This is a genomic window from Rhodococcus sp. G6(2025), assembly GCF_058628105.1.
Window position 1 is genome coordinate 5134916 of sequence record NZ_CP179750.1, and the last position, 26147, is coordinate 5161062.

Genomic DNA, 26147 nt, shown 5'->3' on the forward strand with positions numbered 1-26147 from the left:
ACCACGAAAGGGGACCCAGTATATTGGGTCCCCTTTCGGTAACGGATGTTCGGCGGTGTCCTACTCTCCCACACCCTGTCGGGTGCAGTACCATCGGCGCTGGAGGGCTTAGCTTCCGGGTTCGGAATGGGACCGGGCGTTTCCCCTCCGCTATGGCCGCCGTAACTCTATGAAACTGTCACACGGAACATCAGCGAAGAAACACAACAACAAACAGTGTTGGTGGTGTTCTTCTTTCTTCTGTTCTGAAACGTGTGTGTTGTTTCAGATACTGCACAGTGGACGCGTAGCTTCTTTGTGGTAAGTCCTCGGCCTATTAGTACCAGTCACCTGCATCCGTTACCGGACTTCCAGTTCTGGCCTATCAACCCGGTGGTCTGCCGGGGGCCTTACCCCCTCGAGGGGGTGAGAAACCTCATCTTGGAACAGGCTTCCCGCTTAGATGCTTTCAGCGGTTATCCCTTCCGAACGTAGCTAACCAGCGGTGCTCCTGGTGGAACAACTGGCACACCAGAGGTTCGTCCGTCCCGGTCCTCTCGTACTAGGGACAGCCTTCCTCAAGTTTCTAACGCGCGCGGCGGATAGAGACCGAACTGTCTCACGACGTTCTAAACCCAGCTCGCGTGCCGCTTTAATGGGCGAACAGCCCAACCCTTGGGACCTACTCCAGCCCCAGGATGCGACGAGCCGACATCGAGGTGCCAAACCATCCCGTCGATATGGACTCTTGGGGAAGATCAGCCTGTTATCCCCGGGGTACCTTTTATCCGTTGAGCGACACCGCTTCCACTTGCCGGTGCCGGATCACTAGTCCCGACTTTCGTCCCTGCTCGACCTGTCAGTCTCACAGTCAAGCTCCCTTGTGCACTTGCACTCGACACCTGATTGCCAACCAGGCTGAGGGAACCTTTGGGCGCCTCCGTTACATTTTGGGAGGCAACCGCCCCAGTTAAACTACCCACCAGGCACTGTCCCTGAACCAGATCATGGTCCGAGGTTAGAGGTCCAATACGATCAGAGTGGTATTTCAACAACGACTCCACACTCACTGGCGTGAGCGCTTCACAGTCTCCCACCTATCCTACACAAACCGAACCGAACACCAATACCAAGCTGTAGTGAAGGTCCCGGGGTCTTTTCGTCCTGCCGCGCGTAACGAGCATCTTTACTCGTAATGCAATTTCGCCGAGTCTATGGTTGAGACAGCTGAGAAGTCGTTACGCCATTCGTGCAGGTCGGAACTTACCCGACAAGGAATTTCGCTACCTTAGGATGGTTATAGTTACCACCGCCGTTTACTGGGGCTTAAATTCTCAGCTTCGCCACCGAAGTGGCTAACCGGTCCTCTTAACCTTCCAGCACCGGGCAGGCGTCAGTCCGTATACATCGTCTTACGACTTCGCACGGACCTGTGTTTTTAGTAAACAGTCGCTTCTCACTGGTCTCTGCGGCCCCACCCAGCTCACACTGCAAGAGTGATCACCGGACGAGGCCCCCCTTCTCCCGAAGTTACGGGGGCATTTTGCCGAGTTCCTTAACCATAGTTATCTCGATCGCCTTAGTATTCTCTACCTGACCACCTGTGTCGGTTTGGGGTACGGGCCGTGTGAAAGCTCGCTAGAGGCTTTTCTCGGCAGCATAGGATCACTGAATTCGCCTCATTCGGCTATGCGTCACCTCTCAGGCTGTGTGAATGGCGGATTTGCCTACCATTCGCCCTACAGGCTTACACCAGTATTACCACTGACTGGCTCAGCTACCTTCCTGCGTCACCCCATCGCTTGGCTACTACCAGATCAGGTCCCATGCATCCACATCCAGGGCCCCCGAAGGGGCGTAAGGACGCTTCAGGATGGTTAGTATCACTGATTCACCAGGGGCGCGTTCACACGGGTACGGGAATATCAACCCGTTGTCCATCGGCTACGCCTGTCGGCCTCGTCTTAGGTCCCGACTCACCCTGGGCGGATTAACCTGGCCCAGGAACCCTTGGTCATTCGGCGGACGAGTTTCTCACTCGTCTTTCGCTACTCATGCCTGCATTCTCACTCGTGTGGCCTCCACGGCTGGGTCACCCCGCCGCTTCCATGGCCACACGACGCTCCCCTACCCATCCACACCACTGCCCAAGACTCCGCAGAATCAAGGGGGTGCATTGTGTGAATGCCGCAGCTTCGGTGGTGTACTTGAGCCCCGCTACATTGTCGGCGCAGGATCACTTGACCAGTGAGCTATTACGCACTCTTTCAAGGGTGGCTGCTTCTAAGCCAACCTCCTGGTTGTCTTCGCGACCCCACATCCTTTTCCACTTAGTACACGCTTAGGGACCTTAGCTGGCGATCTGGGCTGTTTCCCTCTCGACTACGAACCTTATCGCCCGCAGTCTCACTGCCGCGCTCTCACTCACCGGCATTCGGAGTTTGGCTGATTTCGGTAAGCTTGTGGGCCCCCTAGACCATCCAGTAGCTCTACCTCCGGTGAGAAACACGCGACGCTGCACCTAAATGCATTTCGGGGAGAACCAGCTATCACGGAGTTTGATTGGCCTTTCACCCCTACCCACAGCTCATCCCCTCAGTTTTCAACCTAAGTGGGTTCGGTCCTCCACGACGTCTTACCGTCGCTTCAACCTGGCCATGGGTAGATCACTCCGCTTCGGGTCTAGAACATGCCACTAAAAACGCCCTATTCGGACTCGCTTTCGCTACGGCTACCCCACACGGGTTAACCTCGCGACATGCCACTAACTCGCAGGCTCATTCTTCAAAAGGCACGCCATCACCCCCCACACCGAAGTGTGCAAAGGCTTTGACGGATTGTAAGCGCACGGTTTCAGGTACTATTTCACTCCCCTCCCGGGGTACTTTTCACCTTTCCCTCACGGTACTAGTCCGCTATCGGTCACCAGGGAGTATTCAGGCTTATCGGGTGGTCCCGACAGATTCACACCAGATTTCACGGGCCCGGTGCTACTTGGGTTTCCATCACGACAGTCATCATGTTTTCGTGTACGGGACTCTCACCCTCTACGACAGGCCGTTCCAGACCACTTCCACTAACACAATGATTTCTTACTGTCGGCCAACACGGCAGCATTGACAAGATGAACCCCACAACCCCACGAATGCAACACCTGCCGGCTATCACACATCCATGGTTTAGCCTCTTCCGCTTTCGCTCGCCACTACTCACGGAATCACTATTGTTTTCTCTTCCTGTGGGTACTGAGATGTTTCACTTCCCCACGTTCCCTCCACACACCCTATATATTCAGGTGCGGGTAACACGACATCACTCGTGCTGGGTTTCCCCATTCGGACATCCTCGGATCTCAGCTCGGTTGACAGCTCCCCGAGGCTTATCGCAGCCTCCTACGTCCTTCATCGGCTCCTGGTGCCAAGGCATCCACCGTACGCTCTTCATTACTTACAACAAAGATGCTCGCGTCCACTGTGCAGTTCTCAAACAACACACAACCAACCATGTCCTCGTCGCCACCGAACACCAGAAAAACCCGGCCGGTATGACCACCATGATCACTTGTAAGTTCTTGCCTAGAAAAAACACTCGCGTGTTCTCTCAGGACCCAACAGTGCATCGATATAACTCTTCTCCCACCGGCACTCGGGCCGGCAGTACGCGAGAAGAATGCTTGTCAGTGTTCCACCCATGAGCGTCCGCAGCCCTACTGATGAGGACTAAACGGTCTCTGCCAAGCCGTTGTACACCTGTGTGACAACAACATTGGAGATGTGCTCCTTAGAAAGGAGGTGATCCAGCCGCACCTTCCGGTACGGCTACCTTGTTACGACTTCGTCCCAATCGCCGATCCCACCTTCGACGGCTCCCTCCCACAAGGGGTTAGGCCACCGGCTTCGGGTGTTACCGACTTTCATGACGTGACGGGCGGTGTGTACAAGGCCCGGGAACGTATTCACCGCAGCGTTGCTGATCTGCGATTACTAGCGACTCCGACTTCACGGGGTCGAGTTGCAGACCCCGATCCGAACTGAGACCAGCTTTAAGGGATTCGCTCCACCTCACGGTCTCGCAGCCCTCTGTACTGGCCATTGTAGCATGTGTGAAGCCCTGGACATAAGGGGCATGATGACTTGACGTCGTCCCCACCTTCCTCCGAGTTGACCCCGGCAGTCTCTTACGAGTCCCCACCATTACGTGCTGGCAACATAAGACAAGGGTTGCGCTCGTTGCGGGACTTAACCCAACATCTCACGACACGAGCTGACGACAGCCATGCACCACCTGTATACCGACCACAAGGGGGGCCGTATCTCTACGGCTTTCCGGTATATGTCAAACCCAGGTAAGGTTCTTCGCGTTGCATCGAATTAATCCACATGCTCCGCCGCTTGTGCGGGCCCCCGTCAATTCCTTTGAGTTTTAGCCTTGCGGCCGTACTCCCCAGGCGGGGCGCTTAATGCGTTAGCTACGGCACAGATCCCGTGGAAGGAACCCACACCTAGCGCCCACCGTTTACGGCGTGGACTACCAGGGTATCTAATCCTGTTTGCTACCCACGCTTTCGTTCCTCAGCGTCAGTTACTGCCCAGAGACCCGCCTTCGCCACCGGTGTTCCTCCTGATATCTGCGCATTTCACCGCTACACCAGGAATTCCAGTCTCCCCTGCAGTACTCAAGTCTGCCCGTATCGCCTGCAGGCTCACAGTTGAGCTGTGAGTTTTCACAAACGACGCGACAAACCGCCTACGAACTCTTTACGCCCAGTAATTCCGGACAACGCTTGCACCCTACGTATTACCGCGGCTGCTGGCACGTAGTTAGCCGGTGCTTCTTCTGCAGGTACCGTCACTTTCGCTTCGTCCCTGCTGAAAGAGGTTTACAACCCGAAGGCCGTCATCCCTCACGCGGCGTCGCTGCATCAGGCTTTCGCCCATTGTGCAATATTCCCCACTGCTGCCTCCCGTAGGAGTCTGGGCCGTGTCTCAGTCCCAGTGTGGCCGGTCACCCTCTCAGGTCGGCTACCCGTCGTCGCCTTGGTAGGCCATTACCCCACCAACAAGCTGATAGGCCGCGGGCCCATCCTGCACCAGTAAACCTTTCCACCCTCAGCCATGCAGCCGAAGGTCATATCCGGTATTAGACCCAGTTTCCCAGGCTTATCCCGAAGTGCAGGGCAGATCACCCACGTGTTACTCACCCGTTCGCCGCTCGTGTACCCCGAAGGGCCTTACCGCTCGACTTGCATGTGTTAAGCACGCCGCCAGCGTTCGTCCTGAGCCAGGATCAAACTCTCCGTTGAAGACTCTAGATTTCACAGGCGAACCTGCTAATCAGTCATAGACATCGAGTCAAATCACTAGCAATCAAAAACTCAAACTAGCATTTTCAAACACTGACCCCCCTCCGACGGAAGAAGGAGAAGGGCCAGTAAATACCCACACCACAACTCACAACCAAACCCGAAGGGCCAGTTGATCATCCGTGATGCGGAGTACCAAAAACATTTGGCACTGACATTCATCGACACACTGTTGAGTTCTCAAAGAACACGCACACACCATCACCACTGACACACTCGCCAGCCGCTCCGGGGCAACCGTTCCAACTTATCTCCTGCCGCTTCCCGGCGCAAACCGGGGCGATCAGGACATCTCGAAAACATCGAACCAAGTTCGGTATTCTCGGGAAGTTCAGGCGCCTGCGTCCAACCTCGTGTCCCCGGCCTCTCGGTCGGGGTTGGTGTCCGTGTCGCTCTGACCTGGAATAAGTTACGCGACGGGAAACGGAGCGTCAAATCCCCAGGTCACACGCATCCGGCAGGTAAAATCCGCTGGTGGCCCGCGCTGCGCGCGGGCCACCGGACCGGAGTCCGCCGAATTACGCCGGTGTGACCCGCCGCACGCTAGTTCGACAGCACCTTGATGCCGGCGAAGTTGCGCTTTCCCCGGCGAATCACGAGCCACGTTCCGTGCAGCAGATCGGTCGGTGCCGGGGTCCAGTCCTCACTCGAGATCTTCTGGTTGTTCACCGACGCGCCGCCTTCCTTGACAGTGCGGCGGGCCGCACCCTTGCTCTCGCACAATCCGCTGAGAACCAGAAGGTCGACGATGCCCGCGGGCTCCCCCGGCGCAAGTTCCGCGACGGACGCCTCGCGGAGGGCGGCACCGAGGGTCGGCTCGTCCAGGTCCTGCAGTTCCGCGCGACCGAACAGTGCCTGGCTCGCGAGCTCCACCGCGCGAGTGTTGGCTTCGCCGTGCACGAGCGTCGTCATCTCGGCGGCGAGCCTTCGCTGTGCCTCGCGTGCATGCGGCCGCTCGGCCGTCGCCGTCTCCAGTTCCGCCAACTCCTCGGCCGTGAGGAAGGTGAACCACCGCAGGTACTTGATCACGTCGGCGTCGCCGGTGTTCACGAAGTACTGGTACCACGCGTAGGGACTCGTCATCTCCGGGTCGAGCCACAGGCTTCCGCCGCCGGTCGACTTCCCGAACTTCTTGCCGTCCGCCGACGTGACGAGCGGGACGGTCAGACCGTGCACCGACTCGGCGTCGATGCGACGGTTCAGTTCGACGCCCGCGATGATGTTGCCCCACTGGTCGGATCCGCCGACCTGCAGCGAGCAGCCGTGACTGCGCCGCAGGTGCAGGTAGTCGTTGGCCTGGAGCAGCATGTAGCTGAACTCGGTGTAGGACATGCCGTCGGATTCGAGGCGCCGCTTGACGGTGTCTCTCGCGAGCATCACGTTGACGGAGAAGTGCTTGCCCACGTCGCGCAGGAAGTCGATGGCCGACAGCTTGCCGGTCCAGTTCATGTTGTTCTCGATAATCGCGCCGCTCGCCGAGTCGTCGAAGTCGACGAAACGTTCGAGCTGCCCCCGGATCCGATCGGCCCATTCGGCCACGGTGTCGGCGGAGTTCATCGTCCGCTCACCGACGTCGCGGGGATCGCCGATCAGACCGGTCGCTCCACCGGCCAGCACGATGGGGCGGTTGCCCGCACGCTGGAATCGCTTCAGCGCGAGCAGGGGCACGAGATGACCGGCGTGCAAACTCGGTCCGGTCGGATCGAAACCGGCATAGAGCGTGACCGGTCCGGCGTCGAGATCACGGCGCAGCGCGTCCAGATCGGTTGATTGGGCGATGAGCCCGCGCCAGGTCAGTTCATCGATGATGTTCTCAGTCACGGCTCCGATCATCCCATCTGCTCGTCGGCGGGCATCGCACGCGGGCTTCTCCGGTACGCGGACACGGCCGGCGACTCGGGAATCCAGAAGCGCCACGGCCGGTCGGCGGCCGTGCTGACACCGACCCGGGGGCCACTCACCCAGCCGTCCGACTCCCCGACCTCCAGTCGAACCGGTGAATCGGACTCGAAGAGTGCCGCACCGTTCTCCGCGAGGGTCACGCCGGTCGCGGACCCCAGGTTGCCGGGACCGCGCGCCCACTCCGCGGGTCGCGCGACGCGGGGCCTGCGCGCCTGGACCGTCGCGCAACCGTCGAGCACTTCGCCCGCCCGGAGCAGCACCCCGCCCGCGATTCCGACGGGCCCATACGACACGTTCATACAGAAGTGCATTCCGTAGCTGCGGTAGACGTACAGATGCCCGGCCGGTCCGAACATCACCTCGTTGCGCGGCGTCCTTCCCCGGTACGAGTGCGATGCCGGGTCGGGCCACGGGCCGTCCTTCTCCCCGCCGTACGCCTCCACTTCGACGATGCGGATGCGGACGTCTCCGACGATCAGCGTGGATCCGAGGACGATTCGCGCGGCGTCGACGGGTTCGGCCCGGTCAAGTCGATCGATGGTCACGTCCCGATTCTCCACAACCGTTGACGTCGCCACCCCGGCGGTCGCATAATTCATCAAGCAATGAATTCACCCAGTGATGAATTGAGGCCCGCCATGACCGGCAGCCCGGCGATCGACATCCGAGATCTGCACGTGCGAAGAGGCAAGAACGAAGTGCTGCACGGCATCGACGTCCAGGTGCCGAGCGGATCCATCACCGGCCTCCTCGGACCCTCCGGCTGCGGAAAGACCACGCTGATGCGGTGCGTGGTCGGCACGCAGATCGTGGAATCGGGGACGGTCACGGTGCTGGGCTCCCCCGCAGGCTCGGTCTCGTTACGAAGCCGCGTCGGATACGTCACCCAGTCCCCCAGCGTGTACGCCGACCTCTCGGTCAAGAAGAACGTGGCCTACTTCGCCGCGCTCTACGGCCAGCCCTCGGACGCGGTCACCGAAGCCGTCGACGCGGTGGGGTTGACCCGCTTCGCAACCCAGAAGGCCGCGGATCTGTCGGGAGGACAGCTGGGACGGGTCAGCCTCGCCTGCGCGCTGGTGGCACGCCCCGAGATCCTCGTGCTCGACGAGCCGACCGTCGGACTGGACCCACTCCTGCGCGTCGAACTGTGGGAACGGTTCGAAGCCCTCGCCGACGCCGGTACCACCCTGCTCGTGTCGAGCCACGTCATGGACGAGGCCGAACATTGCGCTTCGCTGCTCCTCATGCGCGACGGCTACGTTCTCGCGCAGGTCTCCCCCGGCGAACTTCGGGAGCAGACCGGTGAGACGAGCCTCGAAGACGCCTTCCTGAACCTCATTCGCGCATCACATGTCGGGAGCGAGAACTGATGAACGTCACGATCTTCGCGGCCACTGCAGGACGGATCCTCGCGCAACTGCGAACGGATCACCGCACTGTCGCCATGATTCTGGTGGTACCCAGTCTGCTGATGGTGTTGCTGTACTTCCTGTATCAGAACGTTCCGGCGCCGCCCGGTCAGCAGTCGCTTTTCGAGCGCGTCGCGATCACGATGCTCGGCATCCTTCCGTTCGTCGTGATGTTCCTCGTCACGTCGATCGCGATGCAGCGCGAACGGACGTCGGGAACACTCGAACGCCTGCTCACGACCCCGATGGGCAAACTCGACCTGCTCGGCGGCTACGCGGCGGCGTTCTCCACGGCCGCTGCCGCGCAGGCGGCGCTGGCGTGCGTCGTCTCGTTCGGATTCCTCGGCCTCACCACCGAGGGCAGCGTGACGTGGGTGCTGCTGATCGCCGTGCTGAACGCGATACTCGGCGTCGCCCTCGGCCTGTTGTGCAGCGCCTTCGCACGCACCGAGTTCCAGGCGGTGCAGTTCATGCCGGTGGTCGTGGTGCCCCAGCTCTTCCTGTGCGGTCTGCTCGTTCCGCGAGATCAGCTCCCCACGTGGCTCGAGTGGATCAGCAACGTCCTCCCGCTGAGCTACGCGGTCGAGGCGCTGCAACAGGTCGCCACCCATCCCGGGGCGACGGGGCTCATGTGGCGCGACCTGGCGGTGGTCGCCGCCTTCGCGCTCCTCGCACTGTCGCTGGGCGCCGCGACCCTGAGGCGTCGCACACCATGACCGGCCCCGCGACACGCGCGGACGCCACCCCGGGTCTGCGCACTGGACGACGCCCGGGCAACCCGGACACACGGTCACGAATCCTGGCGAGTGCACGGAAACTGTTTGCACAGAACGGCTTCGACAAGACCAGTGTGCGCTCGGTGGCCACCGGGGCCGGCGTCGACTCCGCCCTGATCCACCACTACTTCGGAACCAAACGAGAACTGTTCCTCGCCTCGGTGGACATTCCCGTGGATCCTACGCAGGTGATCGCCCCGGTGCTGGACATCCCGACGGGCGAGGTCGGCAGTCACCTCGCCCGGGCCGTCTTCTCCGTCTGGGAGTCGCCGCACAGGCCCGCCGTGGTCGCGGCGTTCCGGTCCGCGATGGCGGGAAACGAACCCAACCTGATTCGCACGTTCCTGCTGGAGGTCGTGCTCCGAGACCTCGGACCGCGCGTCGACGAGCCGCCGGGAACCGGGATGCTGCGCATGCAGCTGGTGGCATCCCAGATGGCCGGGGTTCTGGTGACGCGGTACATCCTCGAATTCGAGCCACTCGCGTCGCTGCCCGTCGACGACCTCGTCGCGATCGTCGGACCGACGTTGCAGCGCTACCTCACCGGCGCTCTGCCGGTGTGATCGGGCTCACCCGAGTCAGGTGTGATCAGGCCTCGCCGGCAGCCCGGGCGAGCAACGTCTCGTGCTCGTCCGCGCCGACGTCCCGGGCCTCGTCGATGAGGAGGACGGGAATCCCGTTCTCGATGGGATACGCCCGTCGCAGGCGAGGGTTGTAGAGCAACTCGTCGCCGACCAACAGCAGAGGACCCTTGTCCTGTGGGCACGCGAGAATGCCGAGCAACGTCGGATCAATAACCACGGAAGTCCTCTCCAACCGTTCGGGTGAGCAGTGTCAGGTTACCGCGCACCGGCAGGCACCCCGGCCGAGCCGTTCTGAAACTCCGCGGCCACTGCCTTGGTCAGTCGCTTGTACTGCTGCGATTCCGGATCGACGTACCACACACGGGTTCCCGGCTTGGGCAGTCCGGCCGCGCTCAGCGCCTCGGCGTTCGGACGGTACGAGGACCCCAGCGGGATGTCCTCCACCACCTGGATGATGTCGGGTCGCAGCGCGGGAGGAAGCACCTCGAAGGCGTCGGAGATTTCCGCCAGCCTCGGCGCCCGCCCTTCGCGGAGGGTGAACGCGGCCACGGCCAGTGTCCGGCCTCCGACCTCCACCCCGTAGGCAACAGCGAGGTCGACGCGATCGACGGACACGAGCGCATCGACGATCGGCTGGGTGAACACGGCTCCCCTCGGAGTCGCGATGACGGTCTTCCGGTGGTCGACCAGCCAGTAGTCCCCGTCGGCGTCGCGACGGAAGAGGTTCTCCGTCGGAATCCAGGCGTCGCCCGCGGCAAAGATCCCCCGCATCGCGCCGCCGGACATCTCGGCGTGCACGCCCGCCCTGCCGAGGAGCAGACCGACCTCGTCGTCCTGGCATTCCCGGATGAACCCCTGCTCGTCCTCCAGCAGTCGGCCGGCGATCGGGTCGTAGGCCGCGAGCCGGACCTCCGCGCTCCCCGGGAGGGGGCGTCCCTTTGCCCCGACCTTCGCGCCTGCGACGTTCGCGAGAACCACGTCGCCCTCGGTGGACGCGTAGAACTCGAGGACTTTCGCCGGTGCGAACCGCTCCGTCGTGCGACGCCACAACCCCTGCGGCATTCCGGATCCGATGAAGAGCCGGACGGGGTGACTGCCGTCGAGCGCGAGGTTCTCGGCGTCGAGGATTTCTCGCATCATCGTCCACGTGTAGCTCACCACGGTCACCCCGTAGCGGTGGACTTCCTCGGCGAACCGCTCGGGATCGACTCCGCGTGAGAGCGCGATCCGGGAGCCACCTGCCACGGCACCACCGATCGCGGCCAGCAGACTCGACGAATGATGCAGGGGTGCAAGGCAATATACGGTGTCGCCACGGTCCAGATCGGCGGCTGAGGCCGTTCCGAACGCCGACAGCGCCCACCGGTAATTGGTGATCTGTTTCGTCTCCCAATGGCCGTTGGACTCACTGCAGATGATGAATGCCAGTTCACGAGCCAGACCGGGATCGGGCCGGTACCAGCCCGGCAGTGTCACTGCGGCGGGGTCGATCTTCTCGAGGTCCACGACGTTCGCCGAGGGATCGACGTCGAGGTCGCGCTGGTCGCCACCGCCCAGAACCAGGACCTGCATCCCGGTCGCGATCGCCGCGTCGAGATTCTCCGGGTCGGTGACGATGCGTTCGACACCGTCGATGCGGATCGCGGTGTGGACCTCCCGGCCCGGGGGCAGGAGGACAGCCACGGCACCGAGACGGGACAGCGCCGCGATGGCGGCGAGCGCACTCGGGCGCGTCTGCATCACGACGCCGACGTGAGCGGCGGGACGGACACCGGCCTGGATCAGGCCGCGCACCACGTTGTCGATCCGCTGATTGACCGCCGCGTAGGTGTGGACGCGATTGTCGAAGAGGAAGCACTCGCCGCCCGGCGCCTTCCGCCCCTGTTCGGCCAGCAACCGGCTGAGCGAGATCTGGGTGTGGGGCTGGATCTGACCGAGCCGGGCCAGCCGCGGCAGCGCCCGCGTGGCCTCGCCGGACAGCTCCACCGTTCCCCGCAGCGCCCCCGAAGCGAAATCACTGATCCCCTTGCCGACACCGACGCCGACCTCGGCGACCGACGCCACGGTGTGAATGATGCGGTCGCTGATGGAGACTCCGGATTCGCTGCCGAAATGTTCGTCGTAGCGCATGAGCTCGATATTGGTGGGCCGTGGGCCGAGACCCTCGTTCCACAGCACCCATTTCCCGGTCGTGGGCCACGTGTGGGTCGCCGCAGCCGAACCGACGACGAGGCCGAAATGTCCTGCCCGCAAAGTTGATTCGTACACATTCGCCCGTGGTGCGGCCCGGCGGATACCGCGGACGGCCAACGGCTGACCGATGTCGTCGACTTCCCCGACGAACGCGAGGATGGGGCAGGTCAACTCCGCGAGCGACACGACCTGGTCCTTGATCACGAACCCGCCGGTCATCATGCGGTTGTGCACGATGAACTGCTTGAGCAACTCCGCAACAGCAGGACCGGACCACGCCACCCAGCCCTCCGTCGCGAGGAAGCGCCGCTGCTGCTCCCGCGGCAACAACGCTTCCCGGTCGTGCAACTGACGCAGGAAGTCGAGCCTCGACTTCAGTGTCTTGACGGGATCGAGAAGCTGAAAACCGGTGCGCGCCATCCACCCCGACACCGCGAGCCGGTTGAAGACGTGGTCCGCGAGGAAGCCGGCAGCGTCGGTGGCGAACCCCGCCGGGATGCCGAACGGCAGCCCGGCGAGCGTGTCGACCGGACTGCCGAACGTCACGAGGCCGGCGATGTTGCGACTGCGGCGATAGGCGGCGGCCTGGTAGGCGAACATGCCGCCCTGCGAGTATCCGGACAGGTAGACGTCGCGACCGGTGTGCGCCCGCACCTGGTCGATGATCTCGCTGATCGCGACGATGTGGTCGGCGAGATTCCGATCCCACCCGCCCTCTTCGGAATCCGGCGATCCGAAGTCGACCACCCACGGGTCGATCCCCATCGAGTGCAGGATGCCGACTGCGCCTTGATCCCGGGTCACGTCGTAGACGTCGGCCGACATCATCATCGGCGGGACCAGGACGATGGGGGGCCCGGCGTCGGCAGGGTCGGTGTCGGGGAAATACCTGCGGAGCCGATACATCGGTGCGCGTTCGACCACCTCGAACGGCGACGTGGTGAGGTCCGTCTCGAGTCCGCCGAGGCGAACTACCTCCAACCCGTTCTGCGCCGTCGCCACCACGCGACGGATCGGGCCCATCACCGTTTCGGTATTCAGTCCCACGAACACTCTCCCAGACTCTCGAACCGTGACGCACGTCTCACTGCCGCCCGCCCTCACCCTACTGCGCTCGACGCGTCACACAGCCCCTAATCCGGGGCGTCCGACACGGGCGTCATCGACACCACTCACGCAGCGACTCGGACAGCTGACGGACCCCGCCCAACTGTTCGGCCACACGGATACCGGCCGTACCGCCGCGGGCGTTACGCGAGGCGATCGAGCCCTCGACGGTGAGCACCTCCCGCACGTCCGGAGTGAGCGCCGGATCGACCCCGGCGAGTTCGTCGTCGGTGAGATCCTCGAGTCCGACGCCCCGCGCCTCGGCAACGCGGACGCACGCCCCCGCCGCCTCGTGCGCGACCCGGAACGGGACGCCCTGACGAACGAGCCACTCGGCGATGTCGGTGGCCAGCGTGAATCCCGCCGGTGCCAGTTCCGCCATTCGGTCCGTGTGGAATTCGAGAGTGGAGACCAGTCCGGTGATCGCCGGGAGCAGCAACTCGAGCTGCGCCACCGAATCGAAGACCGGCTCCTTGTCCTCCTGCAGATCCCGGTTGTACGCGAGCGGCTGCGCCTTCAGGGTGGCCAGCAGACCCGTCAGGTTACCGATCAGCCGCCCGGACTTGCCGCGGGTGAGCTCGGACACGTCCGGGTTCTTCTTCTGCGGCATGATCGACGAGCCGGTCGACCAGGCGTCGGCGAGCGTGATGTAGCCGAATTCCGGAGTGCTCCACAGGATCACCTCCTCGGCCATCCGCGACAGGTCGACGCCGATCATCGCGAGCACGAACGCCGCCTCGGCCGCGAAGTCCCGCGACGACGTGGCGTCGATCGAGTTCTCGGCCGACGAATCGAAGGCGAGTTCCGCGGCGATCGCCTCGGGATCGAGTCCGAGTGACGAGCCGGCCAGCGCTCCGGAACCGTACGGCGACACGGCCGCCCGCACGTCGAAGTCCCGCAGCCGCTGAACGTCACGAAGCAACGGATGCGTGTGCGCCAGCAGGTGGTGCGCGAGCAGCACCGGCTGCGCGGCCTGCAGGTGGGTCTTGCCCGGCATCACCGCGGAGGGGTGCGCGGCTGCCTGCGTCGCGAGGGCATCGACGACGTCGAGAACACCCGCCGCCACCCGGCGGACGGCGTCCCGCAGCCACATCCGGAACAGCGTCGCCACCTGATCGTTGCGCGAACGCCCGGCGCGCAGGCGTCCCCCGACCTCCGGACCGACCCGATCGATCAGCCCGCGCTCGAGCGCCCCGTGCACGTCCTCGTCGGATTCGCTCGGGACGAACTCGCCGCTCGCGACGTCCGCCGCGAGCCTGCCGAGACCGTCGAGCATCGCCGCCAGGTCCTCGTCACCGAGCAGGCCGGCCTTGTGCAGCACCCGGGCATGCGCCTGGGACGCGCGCACGTCGTACGGGGCCAGCACCCAGTCGAAGTGGGTGGACTTGCTCAGCGCCGCCATGGCGGCGGCCGGTCCGGACTCGAACCGGCCGCCCCAGAGGGCTCCTTCGTTGGTGCCGTGAGCACTCATACCTAGAGGCCCAGATCGCGCTTCGCCGCGACCTTCGAGGACAGTCCGTGGATCTGCACGAATCCCTTGGCGTAGGACTGGTCGAACGTGTCGCCCTCGTCGTAGGTCGCCAGGTTGAAGTCGTACAGCGACTCGTTGCTGCGGCGGCCGTTGACGATGATCGCACCGCCGTGCAGCACAAGCCGGATGTCGCCGGAGACGCGTTCCTGCGTCTTCTCGATGAACGTGTCCAGCGCGACCTTCAGCGGGGAGAACCAGAGGCCGTCGTACACCAGCTCGCTCCAGCGCTGCTCGGTCTGACGCTTGTAGCGGCCGAGTTCGCGTTCCTGCGTGACGTGCTCGAGTTCCTGGTGGGCGTGGATGAGGACCATCGCTCCGGGAGCCTCGTAGATCTCACGGCTCTTGATGCCGACGAGACGGTCCTCGACGACGTCGAGGCGGCCGACACCCTGAGCGCCGGCGCGGCGGTTGAGCTCCTGGATCGCTTCGAGGACGCTGACCGGCTTGCCGTCGATCGCGACGGGCCGGCCGGCCTCGAAGCTGATGATCAGCTCGTCGGGTGCCTGCCAGTTGACGGTCGGGTCCTGCGTGTAGTCGTAGACGTCCTTGGTCGGCGCGTTCCACAGGTCCTCGAGGAACCCGGTCTCGACGGCGCGGCCCCACACGTTCTGGTCGATCGAGAACGGCGACTTCTTGGAGACGTTGATCGGGATCTCGTTCTCCTCGGCGAACGCGATCGCCTTCTCCCGGGTCCACGCGTAGTCGCGGACCGGTGCGATGACGTCCAGGTCGGGGGCGAGCGATCCGAAGCCGACCTCGAACCGGACCTGGTCGTTGCCCTTGCCGGTGCAGCCGTGCGCGACCGTGGTGCCGCCGTGGGCACGCGCGGCCTCGACGAGGTGCTTGACGATCAGCGGGCGGCTGATGGCCGACACGAGCGGGTAGCGGTCCATGTAGAGGGCGTTGGCCTGGATGGTCGGCAGGCAGTATTCGTCGGCGAACTCGTCGCGCGCATCCACCACGACCGACTCGACCGCACCGCAGTCGAGTGCACGCTGACGCACGACCTCCATGTCCTCGCCGCCCTGGCCGAGATCGATGGCGACAGCAACAACTTCCTTGCCCGTCTCCTTGCCGATCCAGCTGATGGCGACTGAGGTGTCCAGCCCGCCCGAGTAGGCGAGTACGACGCGATCGGCCATGGTCCTTGTGCTCCTTAGGTTGAAGATCTGTAGAGATGATTCAGTTGTCAGGCGAGGGATTCGATCTTGGCCGCGAGTTCCGCCCCGCTCAGCGGCTCCCGTGCCACCACGAGAATGGTGTCATCCCCCGCGATGGTTCCCACGACGTCAGGTAATGATGCCCGATCGAGTGCACTCGCCAGATAGTGCGCTGCCCCCGGGGGAGTTCGCAGCACCGCCATGTTGCCACTGGCATCGGTCGATACCAGTAACTCCCCCAGCAACCGCGACAGCCGGTCGGTTCCGCCGGAGACGCCGCGGACGGGATTTCCGTCCTCGGGCACCACGTAGACCCCGGCGCCGCCGTCTGCGGCGCGAAGCTTCACGGCACCCAGTTCCTCGAGATCCCGCGACAGCGTGGCCTGGGTGGCGTCGATGCCCTCGGCGGCGAGCAGCGCCGCGAGTTCGGTCTGGCTGCGGACCGGGTTGTTCGACAGGATCGCGACGATGCGTGCCTGCCGTCCCGCCCGTGTGGGTGCCGTCGCCGCGTTCGCGGGGCGCTGCGGCGGTGCCGCACTTGCACGCTGCGGCGGTGCCGCACCTGCACGCTGCGGCTGAGCCGCACCTGCACTCTGCGGAGGTGCCGCACTCACGGACGGTCCCCGGTTCGCTGTGCGAGCAGCCACACGAGCAGTGCCTTCTGTGCGTGCAGCCGGTTCTCCGCCTCGTCCCAGACGACGCTCTGCGGTCCGTCGAGGACGTCGTCGGTGATCTCCTCCCCGCGGTGGGCGGGCAGGCAGTGCAGGACCACCGCGTCGGCGTCGGCCTTTGCGAGCAGCGCCTCGTTGATCTGGAACGGGCGGAACGGGCCGACGCGGTCGAGCCCGTCGTTCTCCTGGCCCATCGACGTCCAGGTGTCGGTGACGAGTGCATCCGCGCCGACGACCGCCGTCTGTGGGTCACCGGTGAGGGTGATGGTCGCGCCGGTCTCGGCCGCCCGCGCCCGGGCTGCCTCGACCACCCACGGCAGGGGCGCGAATCCCTCGGGGCTGGCGATGGTCACGTTGACGCCGGCGGTCACACCGCCCAGCATCAGCGAGTGCGCCATGTTGTTGGCGCCGTCGCCGAGGTAGGTGAGCTTCAGCCCCTTCAGCGAACCCTTCCGCTCCACGAGCGTCTGCAGATCGGCCAGGACCTGGCACGGGTGGAACTCGTCGGACAGCGCGTTGACGATCGGGACGTCGGCGCCGGACGCCATCGCCTCGAGCCGCTTCTGCCCGAACGTGCGCCACACCACGGCGTCGACGTACCGCGACAGGACACGGCCCGTGTCCTGCAGCGTCTCCTCGCGGCCGAGTTGGGTGCTGCGACCGTCGACGACGATCGCGTGACCGCCGAGCTGCGCGATGCCCATCTCGAACGAGAACCGGGTGCGCGTCGAATTCTTCTCGAAGATCACGCCGACCCCACGGGGGCCTTCGAGCGGACGCTCCGCGAACGGAGCCTTCTTCAGCCTGGCGGCGAGTTCGAGGACTTCGGCCTGCTGTGCAGGGGTGAGGTCGTCGTCCCGGAGAAAATGTTTCACCACGGTCGTCACTGCTTTCCCGGCTGAGCGGCCGATTGCGCGTTGTCGAGAATCGCGGGCAGCGCCGCGACGAAACCTTCGGCCTGATCGTCCGTGAGGACCAGGGGCGGAGCCAGCCGGACGACGCCCGGTTGCGCGGCGTTGATCAGGTATCCGGCCTCGCGCGCGCTGTTCTCCACCGCGGGGGCCACGTCCTGGGTCAGGACGATGCCGAGCAGCAGCCCGGCGCCGCGAACGTGGTCGATCAGCGGATGTCCGAGACCTTCGATGCCGGCCGACAGCGACTTGCCGAGCGTGTCGGCGCGGGAGATGAGGTCGTCCTCGGCGATCGTCCGCAGCACGGCGAGCGCCGCCGACGCGCAGACGGGGTTCCCGCCGAACGTCGTGCCGTGCTTGCCCGGCCCGAACAGGTCCGCGGCCGCGCCGGTCGCGATGCACGCGCCGATCGGCATCCCGCCACCGAGACCCTTCGCGAGGGTCATGACGTCGGGCACGATCCCGACCGCCTGGTGTGCGTAGAACCAGCCCGTGCGCCCGATCCCGGTCTGCACTTCGTCGAGCACGAGCAGGGCGCCGCGATCGGCGGTAATCCGCCGTGCGCCCGCGAGGTATCCCTCCGGCGGAACGACGACACCGCCCTCACCCATCATCGGCTCCAGGAACACGGCAGCGGTGTCGGCGTCGACGGCGCGATCGAGTGCGTCGAGATCGCCGTACGGCACGTGCTCGACACCCGGGGGCATCGGCTCGAACGGCGCGCGCTTGGCGGCCTGGCCGGTGAGCGCGAGAGCACCCATCGTCCGGCCGTGAAAGGAGTTCTCCGCGGCGATGATCTTCGATCGGCCCGTGGCCCGCGCGAGCTTGAACGCCGCCTCGTTGGCCTCGGTGCCGGAATTGCACAGGAAGACACGTCCGGGGGCGCCCAGGTGGGACAGCAGCTTCTCGGCCAGTTCGATCGCCGGCTCGCTGGCGTACAGGTTCGACACGTGCCCGAGGGTCGACAACTGCGTCGTGACGGCCTCGATGATCGCCGGGTGCGCGTGCCCGAGGATGTTGACGGCGATGCCGGCGAGGAAGTCGACGTACTCCTTGCCGTCGGCGTCGGTCAGCACCGCTCCCTGACCACGCGTCAGTGCCACCCGGGGGACGCCGTACGTGTTCATCAGAGCGCCGGACCAGCGCTGCTGGAGTTCCGGGGTTCCGGTCATGAGGCAACTCCCTCGGTAGGTGAAGTCGGGCCGGGCGTGACCATCGTGCCGATGCCCTCGCCGGTGAACAGTTCGAGCAGAACGGAATGGGCGACGCGGCCGTCGATGACGTGCGCGGTGGGCACGCCGCCGCGGACGGCGCGCAGGCAGGCCTCCATCTTGGGCACCATGCCGGCGTCGAGGCTGGGCAGCAGTTGCGCGAGCGCGTCCACGTCGATCTCGGTGGCCAGCGAATCGCGGTCCGGCCAGTTCGTGTACAGCCCTTCGACATCCGTGAGGACCACGAGCTTCTCGGCGCCGATGGCCTCGGCGAGCGCGGCGGCGGCGGTGTCGGCGTTGATGTTGTGCACCACACCGTCCGAGTCGGGGGCGATGGTGGACACCACGGGAATTCGGCCCGCACGGATCAGATCCAGGACGGCCTCCGGGTTCACCGTCGTGACGTCGCCGACGAGACCGATGTCGGTCGGCGTGCCCTCGACCATCACGGTGCGCTTGGTGGCGGTGAACAGGTGCGCGTCCTCACCGGAGATGCCGACGGCGTACGGTCCGTGCGCGTTGATCAGTCCGACCAGTTCGCGGCCGACCTGACCGAACAGCACCATCCGGACGACGTCCATGACCTCGGGAGTGGTGACGCGGAAGCCGCCCTTGAATTCGCCTGTCATGCCGAGCTTTCCGAGCATGGCATTGATCTGGGGGCCGCCGCCGTGCACGACGACCGGCTGAATTCCGACCGTCCGCAGGAACGCCATGTCGGCCGCGAACGCCGTCTTCAGCGCGTCGTCGACCATGGCGTTGCCGCCGTACTTCACGACGACGACCTTGTCACGGAACTGCTGCAGCCACGGCAGAGCCTCCGCCAGGACGTGCGCCTTCTGGTGATCGGTGATGCCGCTGAGTGCCTCGCTGGTCGCTGTCATGACGAATACGCCGAGTTCTCTTCGACATACGCGTGCGACAGGTCGGTGGTCCGGATGGTCACGGCGTGCTCGCCCAGACCGAGGTCGATGTCCAGGGAGATGTCGATGTCGCTCAGGTCCACATCCCGCGCACCCGGTGCGCCGACGCCGTCGATGCAGACGGGGGCGCCGTTGAACGACACCGAGATCGTGTCGGGGTCCAGTTCGATCGGCGCGATGCCGATGGCGGCGAGTACCCGGCCCCAGTTGGGGTCGGATCCGAACAGCGCCGTCTTGACGAGACTGTCCCGCGCCACCGTCCGGGCGCCGATCAGGGCGTCGTCCTCGCTGACCGCGCCGCGGACCGTGATCCGCACCCGCTTGGTGACGCCCTCCGCGTCGGCCATCATCTGATCGGCCAGATCGTCGCAGACGGCCGTCACGGCCGCATTCAGTTCGTCCTGGGTCGGTGTCACGTTGCTCGCACCGGACGCCAGCAGCAGCACCGTGTCGTTGGTCGACGTGGCACCGTCGACGTCCAGCCGATCGAACGTCACCCGGGTGGCCGCCCGCAGCGCAGCGTCGAGTTGCGCCGCGGTCGCGACGGCGTCGGTCGTCACGACGCACAGCATCGTCGCCAGCGCGGGGGCCAGCATGCCTGCGCCCTTCGCCATTCCGCCCACGTTCCACTTGTCCGCATGGTGCAGGGCGGCCTGCTTCGGCACCGTGTCGGTGGTCATGATCGCGTACGCGGCGTCGGTGCCACCCGAGATTCCCCCGGCGAGTTCGTGCACCGCCTCCGTGACCCCGGCCAGGACCTTCTCCATCGGCAGGCGGTCGCCGATCAGACCGGTGGAACACACCGCGACCTCGACGGCTCCGGTCTCGGTTCCCCAGTTGCTCAGCGCGGATGCCACTTCCTCGGCCGTCTTGTGCGCGTCCTGGAACCCGCCCGCACCCGTGCACGCGTTGGCCCCACCGGAATTGAGCACGACGGCGCGCAGCCTGCCCGTGGTGAGCACCTGCTGCGACCACAGCACGGGGGCGGCCTTCACCTTGTTCGCGGTGAAGACGCCGGCCGCCGCGAGCTCGGGTCCCTCGTTGACGACGAGAGCCAGGTCGGCGTTGCCGCTCGCCTTGATACCCGCCTTGATCCCGGCCGCGCGGAAGCCCGCGGGCCCCGACACTCCCTGGGTTCGGACCAGGGTGCCGCCGGCGACCTCCCGGGTCGGGTGCGGATCGATCGTGCTGTCACTGCTCACGGGGCAACTCCCACTGTCGAGAGACCGGCGGTCTCGGGTAGTCCAAGCGCAAGATTCATCGATTGCACCGCTCCGCCGGCGGTGCCCTTCGCAAGGTTGTCGATCACCGCGACCACGACGATTTGACCGGCATCGGCGTCGACCGTCACCGCGATCTGGACCGCGTTCGATCCGACGACGGCACCGGTCTGCGGCAGCACACCCTGGGGCAGGACGTGCACGAACGGCTCGTCCGCGTACGCCTTTTCGTAGATCGCGCGCACCTCGTCCTCGGACGCCGTGGTGGCCGCGGTGCAGGTGGCGAGGATGCCACGCGGCATCGGCGCCAGCACGGGGGTGAACGACACGGTGACGCGCTGACCGGCGAGTTCGGAGAGGTTCTGGATGATCTCCGGGGTGTGGCGGTGCACGCCGCCGACACCGTAGGCACGGACCGAACCCATCACCTCGGAGCCGAGCAGGTCGGCCTTGGGTGCGCGGCCCGCGCCGGAGGCACCGGTGACGGCGACGATCGTGACCCGCGGTTCGACGACACCCGCCGCGACCGCCGGGGCCATCGCCAGACTCGACACCGTCGGGAAGCACCCGGGGACGGCGATGCGTGTGGCGCCGACGAGTTTCTCGCGGGCACCCGGCAGTTCCGGGAGTCCGTACGGCCAGCTGCCTGCGTGCGGGCTCTTGTAGTACCGCTCCCAGTCCTCGGCGTTCGTCAGCCGGAAGTCGGCGCCGCAGTCGATGATGACCGTGGACTCGGGCAGCGCCTTCGCGTACTGCGCCGAATTGCCGTGCGGCAGACCGAGAAACACCACGTCGTGCCCGGCGAGCGTCTCGACGGTGGTGTCCTCGAGCACTCGTTCGGCGAGCGGAAGCAGGTGCGGATGGTGCGAGCCCAGAGTCGATCCGGCGTTGCCGCCGGCAGTGAGCGCGCCGATGACGAGCGAACCGTCCGCATACGACGGGTGCCCCAGCAGCAGACGCAGCACTTCGCCACCGGCGTATCCGCTCGCGCCGGCGACGGCAATCCTGATCGGTTTTCCCGCGTGCTCAGTCATACGATTGATTATGCATCATCATGCAAGCTAATACACACCGCGGTCTCTCGACGGGACGGAATGCGTGGTCACTGCTTGCCGAGCGACCGCCGAATCTCGTCGAGCTTGGCCTTTCCCGCCTTCTCCCGCTTCTCCCACGCCTCGTCCAGCGACTGCCCCGACGGGCTGTCGTGCGCGAGTTCGGAGGAGCCCATCGCCGTCCCGAACCGGCCCTCGATCCGCTCACGCACGCGGTCTAACGTCGGGACCCCGCCCGGCGTGTAGTCCGGCTCGGGCACAGCGGGCGCGATGTGGGGCACGACCTCCGCGGTCACCGGATCCTCGGCCGGAATCGCCGCGCCCACGTCCACCGCCGCGAGGAGCGCCCCGAGACCCGGACGACCCGCGGCCACCGCGCGCACCACCTCGAGGAACTCGGCGTCGGTCAACTGACTCGCCGCCGCCACGACGTCGCGCACTTCGGTCATCGCACTGCTCCTCACCGCCTCGGGCCCTCCACCCAGGCTACGGGTCAGCTGCGCAGTTCGGCACCCACGGCAGCGGACGCCGCGGCCACCGCGGCGTCGCGGGCGGCGCTCGCCTCGTCCTCGGTCAGGGTGCGGTCGACGCCGCGGAATCGCAGCGCGAACGCCAGCGACTTCCGGCCCTCCCCGACCTGCGCACCTTCGAACACGTCGAACAGCCGGATGTCCTCGAGGAGCTCTCCTCCACCCGACCGCAGGGCCGCCTGGACCTCGGCGGCGGGTACCGCCGTGTCGACCACGACCGCCACGTCCTGAAGGACCGCGGGGAAGGGTGAGACCTTCGGCGCGGGCAGGTTCTCCACCAGCGGCAGGGCGTCCAGATCGATCTCCACGGCACTCGTCCGCGGGGGAAGCCCGGCGCGCTCGAGCACGGCGGGATGCAACTCGCCCGCGTGGCCGACGACGACACCGTTCACGAGCAGTTCCGCGCCGCGGCCCGGGTGCCACGGCAGGTATTGCGTCGCGCGGAACTCCAGTTCGACACCGGCGGCGGCAGCGACCGTCCGGGCGGCGGCGAACGCGTCGGTGGCGTCGGCTGCGCGTCCCGCGCCCCACGGGCCGCTCGGCTCACGCTGCCCCGTGAGCACCGCCGCCACGTGCACCGGCTGGTCCGGCAACGACTGCAGCAGTGCCGTGATCTGTTCGTCGGTCGGGCGGCGATCCACCGGCAGTGCCTCGACCGGCTTGGTGTCGGCGCCGGGCAGCACGACCTGCGCGATGCCGAACAGCGACAGGTCGCGCTGACCGCGGGAGACGTTGCGCGCGAGAACCTCGAGAAGTCCGGGAAGGAGCGTGGTGGCCAGTTCCGGCCGATCCGATTCGAGCGGGTTCAGCACCGTGCTGGTGTTCCTACGCGGATCCTCGGGGTCCAGGCCCCACGTGTCGAATATCGCCGTGGGAAGGAAGACCGGAGGCAGGATCTCGACGTATCCCGAGAACGCCAGAGCCCGGCCGACCGCGCGTTTGCGGCGCTGCGCCGGAGTCAACCCACGACCCGCGGGGGCTGCGGGCAGCACCGACGGAATCTTCTCGAGCCCCTCGAGGCGCAGCACCTCCTCCACCAGGTCGGCGGGCTGCACCAGATCGGGCCGCCAGGACGGCGGACCGGCGACGAGCTGACCGTGTCCGCTGTCGCTGACCCCGACCTCGACGTTGCAGCCGATCTGCGTGAGCCGGCGCGCAGCGGTGCCGGTGGGGTAGTCGACACCCGCCACGCGGTCGGGGAGGTCGATGTCCATGTGGATGGGCTCGTGCGGGGTGACCTCACCGATGTCGGTGAGCGCCGGCTCGACCCGCCCGCCGGCGATGTCGACGAGCAGCGCGGCCGCCCGGTCCAGTGCCGCGACGGGGATCTCGGGGTCGACCACACGCTCGAAACGCTTGCTGGCCTCGCTCGACAGCTTGTGCCTGCGCGCGGTCTTGAACACCGCGAGCGGATCCCACGTGGCCGCCTCGAGCAGGATGTCGGTGGTTTCCGACCCGACCTCGGTGGACGCGCCACCCATGATCCCGGCCAGCGACACGACGCCCGAATCGTCCGAGATCACGACGTCCTCGGGGTCGAGGACGCGCTCGGTCTCGTCGAGAGTGGTCAGCTTCTCCCCCGCCACCGCGCGGCGCACGACGAGTTCGCCGCTGATCTTCGCGGCATCGAACGCGTGCAGCGGCTGGCCCAGTTCGAGCAGAACGTAATTGGTGACGTCGACGGCCGGCGAGATCGGGCGGACCCCCGACAGCAGCAGGCGGCGCTGCAGCCACCACGGGCTGACCGCCTTCGGATCGATACCCGTCACCCGGCGGGCGGCGAAACGCGTCGCCTTCGACTCCGGCTCGACGCGGATCGGCCAGGCCTCCCCCTCCGCCGGGTACGGCGCCACCGACGCCGGGTCGGCGAAGTCGAGGTCGAACCCGCACGCCAGTTCACGGGTGAGCCCGCGGACGGAGAAGCAGTAGCCGCGGTCCGGGGTGATGTTGAGTTCGATGACCGTGTCGTGCAGGCCCATCAACTCGTTGGCGTCCGCGCCGGGGAGCGCGGTGCCCGGCTCGAGGACGAGGATGCCCGAGTGGTCCTTGCCGATGCCGAGTTCGGCCACCGAGCAGATCATCCCGTCGGAGACCTGCCCGTACGTCTTGCGGGACGCGATGGCGAAACCACCGGGAAGGACTGCGCCGGGGAGTGCGACCACCACGAGGTCGCCTACGGCGAAGTTCCGGGCGCCGCACACGATGCCCTGCGGTTCGGCCGCCCCCACATCCACCTTGCAGAAGCGGATCGGCTTCTTGAACTCGGTGAGCTCGGTGATCTCGAGAACCTTGCCGACCACGAGGGGGCCGTCGACGGGTTCGAGCCGGTCGACTTCCTCGACCTCGAGCCCGACCCGGACGAAACCTGCGTCGAGTTCCTCGGCGGTGACGTCCCAGTCCGGGGTGGCACGCTGGAGGATCTCGGTCAGCCAGGATTGCGCTACTCGCACGTCTGCTCAGCTCTCTCGTTCGTGAAGATGTCGTGACTGTGGTGGGCGGGATTCGGGTGACGCGAAGTCAGCCCTGGACACCGAAGGGCAGCGTGAACCGCACGTCGCCCTCGACGATGTCGCGCATGTCCGGGATCCCGTTCCGGAACTGGAGTGTGCGCTCGAGCCCCATGCCGAACGCGAACCCGGTGTACACGTCGGGGTCGATGCCGGAGGCGCGCAGCACATTCGGGTTGACCATTCCGCAGCCGCCCCACTCGACCCAGCCTGCGCCACCCTTCTTGTTCGGGAACCAGACGTCCACCTCGGCGGACGGTTCCGTGAACGGGAAGTAGTTCGGGCGCATCCGGGTGCGGGTCTCGGGACCGAACAGTGCGCGGGCGAACGCGTCGAGCGTGCCGCGCAGGTGGGCCATGGTGAGGCCCTTGTCGACGGCGAGACCCTCCACCTGAGAGAAGACCGGGGTGTGGGTTGCGTCGAGTTCGTCGGTGCGGAACGTCCGCCCGGGGCACACCACGTAGATCGGCACCTCGCGCGAGAGCATGGTCCGCACCTGTACCGGCGACGTGTGCGTGCGGAGCACCTGGCGCGAGCCCTCCGGTGCGATGTGGAACGTGTCCTGCATCGTCCGCGCGGGGTGATCGGGCAGGAAGTTGAGGGCATCGAAGTTGAAGTGCTCGGTCTCCACCTCCGGGCCCTCGGCGACTTCCCAGCCCATCGCGACGAACACGTCCTCGACCTGCTCGGAGATGATGCTGATCGGGTGGCGGGCGCCCACCGGCTGACGCTGCGACGGCAGGGTCACGTCGATGGCCTCGGCCACGAGCACGGCCGCGTCCCGTTCGGCGAGCAGGACGGCGCGGCGCTCGTCGAACGCCGCACTGATCCGGGTGCGGACGACGTTCACGCGCTTGCCCGCGTCCGCCTTCTCCTTGCCAGGGAGGGCTCCGAGTCCGCGTCGGGCGAGGGCGATCGGCGACTTGTCGCCCATGTGCTCGACCTTGGCCTTCGCCAGGTCGTCGAGATCCGCCACCGACGCGAACGCCTTCTCGGCGCTCTCCGCTGCCGCAGTCAGAGCGTCCTCGGTGAGCGCACTCGCATCGACCGCGCCGCCTTCGACGCCCGTGGAGGCAGCGCCCTCTTTTTTAGCCACGACCGGTGCCACTCCTTAAGTTC

18 protein-coding genes and 3 rRNA genes are annotated in these 26147 nt (G+C 65.8%); 3 read left to right on the top strand and 18 right to left on the bottom strand.

Features of this window, described 5'->3' with window-relative positions:
• Positions 1-47: 47 nt before the first annotated feature.
• The 5 genes from rrf to ACLIVD_RS23590 all read right to left on the bottom strand — a co-directional run bounded on the left by rrf (position 48) and on the right by ACLIVD_RS23590 (position 7842).
• Positions 48-164: ribosomal RNA gene (gene rrf, locus ACLIVD_RS23570) — 5S ribosomal RNA — on the bottom strand.
• A 132-nt stretch (positions 165-296) separates the two neighbouring features.
• A 23S ribosomal RNA gene (locus ACLIVD_RS23575) occupies positions 297-3432 on the bottom strand.
• A 331-nt stretch (positions 3433-3763) separates the two neighbouring features.
• Positions 3764-5281 (bottom strand): 16S ribosomal RNA (locus ACLIVD_RS23580).
• The 16S, 23S and 5S rRNA genes sit together here, the layout of an rRNA operon.
• A 603-nt stretch (positions 5282-5884) precedes the next feature.
• Positions 5885-7162, bottom strand: coding sequence for a tyrosine--tRNA ligase (tyrS, locus tag ACLIVD_RS23585; protein WP_280782467.1), 1278 nt, complete (start codon positions 7160-7162; stop codon positions 5885-5887).
• 8 nt (positions 7163-7170) lie between these two features.
• The gene (locus ACLIVD_RS23590) at positions 7171-7842 is read right to left on the bottom strand and encodes a DNA-3-methyladenine glycosylase (protein WP_283334331.1); all 672 of its coding nucleotides are present in this window, start codon (positions 7840-7842) and stop codon (positions 7171-7173) included.
• Between the two features lie 39 nt (positions 7843-7881).
• On the opposite strand from ACLIVD_RS23590, the gene ACLIVD_RS23595 reads away from it, so the two are divergent.
• The 3 genes from ACLIVD_RS23595 to ACLIVD_RS23605 are packed head-to-tail and all read left to right on the top strand — an operon-like array spanning position 7882 to position 9991.
• The gene (locus tag ACLIVD_RS23595) at positions 7882-8613 is read left to right on the top strand and encodes an ABC transporter ATP-binding protein (protein WP_280782469.1); all 732 of its coding nucleotides are present in this window, start codon (positions 7882-7884) and stop codon (positions 8611-8613) included.
• Positions 8613-9368 (top strand): ABC transporter permease, encoded by a 756-nt coding sequence (locus ACLIVD_RS23600; protein ID WP_280782470.1) that lies wholly within the window; start codon positions 8613-8615, stop codon positions 9366-9368. The genes ACLIVD_RS23595 and ACLIVD_RS23600 overlap by 1 nt, the downstream gene beginning before the upstream one ends.
• Positions 9365-9991 carry a TetR/AcrR family transcriptional regulator gene (locus tag ACLIVD_RS23605; RefSeq protein ID WP_283334330.1) on the top strand — a complete coding sequence of 209 codons (627 nt, stop codon included), beginning with the start codon at positions 9365-9367 and terminating at the stop codon, positions 9989-9991. Before ACLIVD_RS23600 ends, ACLIVD_RS23605 begins: the two co-directional genes overlap by 4 nt.
• A gap of 25 nt (positions 9992-10016) precedes the next feature.
• Here the strand turns inward: ACLIVD_RS23605 and ACLIVD_RS23610 are convergent, their stop codons facing one another.
• From ACLIVD_RS23610 to pheS, 13 genes are all read right to left on the bottom strand, one after another.
• Complete coding sequence (locus ACLIVD_RS23610) at positions 10017-10229, bottom strand: Trm112 family protein (RefSeq protein ID WP_005247353.1); 213 nt, start codon at positions 10227-10229, stop codon at positions 10017-10019.
• Positions 10230-10267: 38 nt separating this feature from the next.
• The gene (locus ACLIVD_RS23615) at positions 10268-13258 is read right to left on the bottom strand and encodes an acyl-CoA synthetase (RefSeq protein ID WP_491930752.1); all 2991 of its coding nucleotides are present in this window, start codon (positions 13256-13258) and stop codon (positions 10268-10270) included.
• Between the two features lie 106 nt (positions 13259-13364).
• Positions 13365-14783 carry an argininosuccinate lyase gene (gene argH / locus ACLIVD_RS23620; RefSeq protein ID WP_280782473.1) on the bottom strand — a complete coding sequence of 473 codons (1419 nt, stop codon included), beginning with the start codon at positions 14781-14783 and terminating at the stop codon, positions 13365-13367.
• 2 nt (positions 14784-14785) lie between these two features.
• Positions 14786-15985, bottom strand: coding sequence for an argininosuccinate synthase (locus ACLIVD_RS23625; protein WP_283334328.1), 1200 nt, complete (start codon positions 15983-15985; stop codon positions 14786-14788).
• 47 nt (positions 15986-16032) lie between these two features.
• Entirely contained in the window at positions 16033-16617 is a 585-nt protein-coding gene (locus tag ACLIVD_RS23630) for an arginine repressor (RefSeq protein WP_280782474.1), read from the bottom strand.
• Complete coding sequence (gene argF, locus ACLIVD_RS23635; protein WP_280782475.1) at positions 16614-17561, bottom strand: ornithine carbamoyltransferase; 948 nt, start codon at positions 17559-17561, stop codon at positions 16614-16616. The genes ACLIVD_RS23630 and argF overlap by 4 nt, the downstream gene beginning before the upstream one ends.
• Positions 17558-18757 (bottom strand): acetylornithine transaminase, encoded by a 1200-nt coding sequence (locus ACLIVD_RS23640; protein WP_280782476.1) that lies wholly within the window; start codon positions 18755-18757, stop codon positions 17558-17560. The genes argF and ACLIVD_RS23640 overlap by 4 nt, the downstream gene beginning before the upstream one ends.
• Positions 18754-19680, bottom strand: a complete 927-nt coding sequence (gene argB, locus ACLIVD_RS23645; protein ID WP_005571081.1) for an acetylglutamate kinase — start codon at positions 19678-19680, stop codon at positions 18754-18756. The genes ACLIVD_RS23640 and argB overlap by 4 nt, the downstream gene beginning before the upstream one ends.
• A complete protein-coding gene (gene argJ / locus ACLIVD_RS23650; RefSeq protein ID WP_280782477.1) occupies positions 19677-20921 on the bottom strand; it encodes a bifunctional glutamate N-acetyltransferase/amino-acid acetyltransferase ArgJ in 1245 nt (414 codons plus the stop codon). Before argJ ends, argB begins: the two co-directional genes overlap by 4 nt.
• Complete coding sequence (gene argC, locus ACLIVD_RS23655) at positions 20918-21973, bottom strand: N-acetyl-gamma-glutamyl-phosphate reductase (protein ID WP_283352508.1); 1056 nt, start codon at positions 21971-21973, stop codon at positions 20918-20920. Before argC ends, argJ begins: the two co-directional genes overlap by 4 nt.
• 68 nt (positions 21974-22041) lie before the next feature.
• Entirely contained in the window at positions 22042-22440 is a 399-nt protein-coding gene (locus ACLIVD_RS23660) for a hypothetical protein (protein ID WP_491930753.1), read from the bottom strand.
• A 44-nt stretch (positions 22441-22484) separates the two neighbouring features.
• Complete coding sequence (pheT, locus tag ACLIVD_RS23665; protein WP_283352509.1) at positions 22485-24971, bottom strand: phenylalanine--tRNA ligase subunit beta; 2487 nt, start codon at positions 24969-24971, stop codon at positions 22485-22487.
• Between the two features lie 67 nt (positions 24972-25038).
• On the bottom strand, positions 25039-26124 hold the full coding sequence (pheS, locus tag ACLIVD_RS23670) for a phenylalanine--tRNA ligase subunit alpha (protein ID WP_491930754.1): 1086 nt from the start codon (positions 26122-26124) through the stop codon (positions 25039-25041).
• Positions 26125-26147: the final 23 nt, after the last annotated feature.